The organism is Synechococcus sp. BA-120 BA3, from assembly GCF_034931285.1.
Classification (GTDB): domain Bacteria; phylum Cyanobacteriota; class Cyanobacteriia; order PCC-6307; family Cyanobiaceae; genus Cyanobium.
This window is the reverse complement of the sequence record NZ_JAYGHZ010000374.1, coordinates 1-4,389: the sequence shown is the minus strand read 5'-3', so window position 1 is coordinate 4,389 and position 4,389 is coordinate 1. Positions and strand designations below refer to the sequence as shown.

Below are 4,389 nucleotides of genomic sequence, written 5' to 3'. Positions count from 1 at the left end.
CCGCCGATCAGGCCGATGGCGTTGGCCGTCAGGCCCATCGTCTGCCGCAGGCGCTCGAGCAGCACCAGCCAGTGCTCCAGGGGCCAGAGCTTGGCGGGCCGCTCGCCGTTCACAGCGATCAGCACCGGCGGCAGTCCGGGCGGGGCGGGCTCGGCGGGCAGCTCCACCCGTTCGAAGTCCGTGTCCACCCAGGCGACGCGGCAGTGGAGTTCGCGGATGCTGTTGCTGCCGACCCAGCCGCGGTAGCGCTCCACCAGGGCGGGGCTGGCCCAGTGGGGATCGAGGGCCAGGGCGTGGAGGGGGTGGTCGCCCGGGGGGATCGGCGCCGCGCCGACCACGAAGCGCGGGTCCAGGGCCTGGGTCCAGGCGGGGGTGTGGGGGGCGTGGCCGTCGGCGTTGATGACCAGGTCCACGCCGCTGCCCCCTCCCGTCTCCGGGAGCGTCCGGCGCCACTGGCGCAGGGCCGGCAGGGCCGCCGGGCCCTGCTCCGCCAGGGGAAGGCTGGCATCGATCCAGGGGTTGAGCCGCTCCAGCTCCAGGGTGCGCTGGCTGCCCACGTAGGTGATCCGGGCGTCGGGATACTTCCGGCGCAGGCCCCGCAGCAGCGGCTGCAGCACCACGTAGTTGCCCAGCTTGGCGGCGCCGAGCACCACGATCCGGGGCCGTGGGCCGAGGTCCTCGTCCCGGAAGCGGCGCATCAGGCGGGGCAGGGTGTTCATGGCTGCCGGCGGCGGCCGATCGCGAGGCCCACCACGACCCCCACGGCCCCCCCGGCGAGGGCCCCCTGCAGCTGCCACATCTGCTTGCGCAATCGCCAGGGGAGGGCGCCGAGCTGCAGGCCCACCACCAGCGTCACCAGCAGCACCAGCACGAGGCCGCTGCCCGTCGGCCAGCCCAGGGAGGCCGCCTGCTTCGGGGTGGGGGGTGATGGGCGATCGGGACGCGACGGTAGGTTCATGGGGCTGGCTCCAGGCGCCACTGGCTGAGCCAGCGCCGCATCCAGGTGCCGCGGTGGGGCTGCTCCAGACGCCGCTGGCTGTGCAGCCAGAGGCTGTTGAGCAGGAAGGTGGTGCGGTTGCAGGCCTCCAGCCGGGGGTCGCTGGTGATGGTGGCGCTGGCCGTGGGGTTGGCCCGCTGCTGCAGGCGCTGGAGGTCGTCGGGGGTGATCCATGCGACGGCATCGCAGGCGCGCAGGCGCTCGGCGTAGTCGATGTCCTCGCAGTAGGCCGGATGGAAGTTGGCGTCGAAGAGTCCCACCCGATCCCAGGCGGCCGGGGTGATCGCGAAGGCGGAGAACTCCTGGGGGGCCGGCAGCAGCGGCAGGAACTGGGGACGGGAGGGGTCGATCCGCTCGATCACCCGGGCCAGGACGCCCGGGGCGAACACGACGTCGTTGTTGACCAGCAGCGTGAAGGCCGCCTCGGGAAAGGACGTGAGGATCGCGTTCCAGCTGGAGGCGACGCCCTGGTTGGTGAAGGGCCGCGCCACCCGCACCCGGCCGATGCCGGCGGGTGGCTGCCGCTCAAGCTGGGCGAGCAGCCGGCTGAGCTCATCCGTGTCGCTGAGGCCGGAGGCGACGCTGTTGTCGACGATGGCGAGCGTCTCGACGGGATGGTCGAGGCTGGCGAGCAACCGCCGCAGCAGATCGGGCCGGTTGAGGATCGGGATGCCCAGCACGGGGATGGCCGTGGGCACCCCGGTGCGGGGGCGGACCCCATCCAGGCGCTGCCAGAAATCCTCGACCGGGGAGCGATCGCCGCTGAGGGAGGCGTAGCGGGCCAGGCTGCCCCAGAGGTCCGGGTTGGTGAGGTCGCGGCGGCTGGGGGCGGCCGGCAGGGAGAGGAAATAGGTTCGGGTCCAGAGAAAAAGGAGGGACTTCGCTGCCGCAAGGTCCCCCCTCTCCAGACATGTGATGTAGTTACGGGCGAATCGGTCCTGTTCCACGCTGGCCACGGGCGACTGGGGTCATCAGCCGAAGGTGATGGAGTCGCCCTGGTTGGAGATGAAGGCCGTCTGGCTGTCGTCGAAGGTGTATTCCTCACCACCGATGATGAGCAGGTCGCCATCGCCGGCGCCGAAGATCTGGGTGCCGACACCGAGGTCGGACCGGGTGTTGAAGAACACCTGATCGACGGCAGTGTCGTTGCCGAGATCAATCCAGGTGTTCTGCACCCTGGCCGAGAAGTCGATGACGTCGGCGCCCAGGCCCAGAAGGAAGGTGGAGCCGGTGACCTTGCCGCCGAAGATCAGGGTGTCGTCACCTGCGCCGGCACTGATCCTGACGGAATCGGCCTTGTCGGTGATGGTGAAACTGTCGGCACCACTGCCGGCGGTCATGGTGGTGTCCTTGAGGGCCCCGGTGATCGCCGTGTTGTCGCCGGTGCCGAGGGAGATCGTACCCCTGGTGATGTCGGTGGCGATCAGGGTGTCATCGCCGCCGCCGGTGCTGACGGTGGTGTTCCTGGCGTTGCCGGTGAAGGTGACCGTGTTGTCATCGCCGTTGCCAATGTACGAAGTGTCTCTGGAAGCACCCGAGAATGTGGTGCGCGTGTCACCGGAGGAGGGCTCCTGGATGCCCACATCGCTGATGTTGCGGCCCTGATTGGGGAAGATGCGGGAATTGACAGTGTCGCCGTTGAGGCTGGTGAGGACCCTGGCGCCGGATGTGGTGGTCTGGGTGATCGTCTCGCCGGGATTCGGCACGAAGATCGAAAGGGTATCGGAGGAAGCCATTTCGAGAAATGATGCCGGATATTTGATGCTTCAGACCATATGGGCGTGTATTCCAACCTGCGTGTATCCCGTGTAACGTTTTCAACTTACTCTCTAAAACAACTCACCTACGATGAGCAAAACCTAAGCTTGTCTTTGTTGGCCCTTTGTTTCTGCCCCACGTCCTACAGGCAGATTCTCAGAAATGACTTCGTTGCAAAAACGCTTTCTTTGGGGCACGATTCCTGCCATGCCAGTGCTTCCCGGCGATTCCGACTTCGAGCTGGTGCTTCAGGAAGCGAGGGAGGCGGAAAGCCGGCAGGAATGGTCGGAAGCCGCCTGCATCTATCAGGAGCTGGCCTCAACCCAATCTGACCATGCCCCGCTGCTGCTGCGGGCCGCCAATGCCTGCTGGCTCTCGGATCAGCCGGAGGAGGCCCTGGCGCTGTACCGGCGGGCCTCCCTGCTGGTGCCCTCCAGCCCGGCCCCCTTCATGGGCCTCGGCAACAGCCTGCGGGACCTCAACCGTTTCGAGGCGGCCGACCGCGCCTTCCGGGCCAGCCGCCGGCTGGGGGACGGTCCGGAGGTGGCCTGCAACCATGCCTCGCTGCTGATCGGGCTGGAGGCCTACGAGGAGGCCTTCCGCCTGGCCGAACGCCGGTTCGAGCTGGCCAGTCTTGCCCCCGGTCCCGAGGGCGGGGTGGGCTCCGTGGTGGCCAGGGCGCGGCGGCTGCACGTGCGCACCGAGCAGGGCCTGGGGGATGGCCTGCAGTACCTGCGCTGGATCCCCCCCCTGATGGAGCAGGCCGTGGCGCGGGGCCAGCAGGTGGTGCTGGAGGTGGAGCCGTCGCTGGTGGCGCTGCTGCTGGTGGGGCTGGCCTGGATGCCCCGCTCGCCGGAGGTGCGGGCCAAGCCGGAGCCAGCCGGCGACAGCCAGGGGGACGCCGCCGGCGGGAGCGTGGTGAGCCTGCTGTCGCTGCCGGCGGCCCTGGGCGGTGCCCCCTGTCCCCAGCACCCGGGGCCGGATGGACGGGGCACCTACCTGCGGGGCCTGGCCCCTGCCGCCCCCGCCGGGGGCTACGGCCGGCCCCTGCGGATCGGACTCACCTGGGCCAGCGGCCGCAAGCTCAGCGATGGCTTCACCCGGCGGGAGTACCGCAAGCGCAGCCTGCCGGACGCCGCCCTGGTGGCGTTGGTGGAGGGGGTGGTGGCCCTGGGCGGTGAGCCGGTGCTGCTGCAGCAGGGGGAGGATCGGCGGCAGGCGGAGCCCGTGGCCCACCTGTTCGTCGATGCCATCGACCCTGCCGGTGATTTTCTGGCCACGGCCCGGGTGCTGGCGGACACCGACCTGCTGGTCACGGTGGACACGGCCATGGCCCACCTGGCCGGGGCGATGGGCCATCCGGCCTGGGTGCTGCTGCCGTTCAGCGCCGACCCCCGCTGGCTGCGGCAGCGCTCCGACAGCCCCTGGTACCCGAGTCTGCGGCTGTTCCGCCAGGCCGACGACCGGGACTGGCGGCCGGTGGTGGAGGCGGTGCTGCGGGCCCTGGAGCACCACCGCCGCCGCCGCTGAGGCCGCGGCCAGGGGATCTCAGCGCAGCAGGCGCAGGCTGCGGATCAGGGCCTCGAACGCCTCGGCCGCCCGGTTCACCTCGAAGCGGGCGGCCACGGTGGCGC

The 4,389-nt window shown here is 70.1% G+C and carries 5 protein-coding genes; 1 reads left to right on the top strand and 4 read right to left on the bottom strand.

Features of this window, described 5'->3' with window-relative positions:
• The 4 genes from VB737_RS15230 to VB737_RS15215 form a co-directional block, all read right to left on the bottom strand.
• Window positions 1–719, bottom strand: a 719-nt coding sequence (locus VB737_RS15230; RefSeq protein WP_500314202.1) for a glycosyltransferase family 9 protein, incomplete at its 3' end; no start/stop codon positions are given.
• Window positions 716–958: a hypothetical protein gene (locus tag VB737_RS15225; protein WP_500314200.1), complete on the bottom strand. Its 243-nt coding sequence runs from the start codon at window positions 956–958 to the stop codon at window positions 716–718. The genes VB737_RS15225 and VB737_RS15230, both read right to left, overlap by 4 nt.
• On the bottom strand, window positions 955–1,953 hold the full coding sequence (locus tag VB737_RS15220; RefSeq protein WP_500314199.1) for a glycosyltransferase family 2 protein: 999 nt from the start codon (window positions 1,951–1,953) through the stop codon (window positions 955–957). Before VB737_RS15220 ends, VB737_RS15225 begins: the two co-directional genes overlap by 4 nt.
• Before the next feature lie 15 nt (window positions 1,954–1,968).
• Window positions 1,969–2,733, bottom strand: coding sequence for a calcium-binding protein (locus tag VB737_RS15215; protein WP_500314197.1), 765 nt, complete (start codon window positions 2,731–2,733; stop codon window positions 1,969–1,971).
• A gap of 229 nt (window positions 2,734–2,962) precedes the next feature.
• Between VB737_RS15215 and VB737_RS15210 the strand changes: the two genes are divergently transcribed.
• On the top strand, window positions 2,963–4,285 hold the full coding sequence (locus VB737_RS15210; RefSeq protein WP_500314196.1) for a glycosyltransferase family protein: 1,323 nt from the start codon (window positions 2,963–2,965) through the stop codon (window positions 4,283–4,285).
• The last annotated feature ends 104 nt before the right edge of the window (window positions 4,286–4,389 follow it).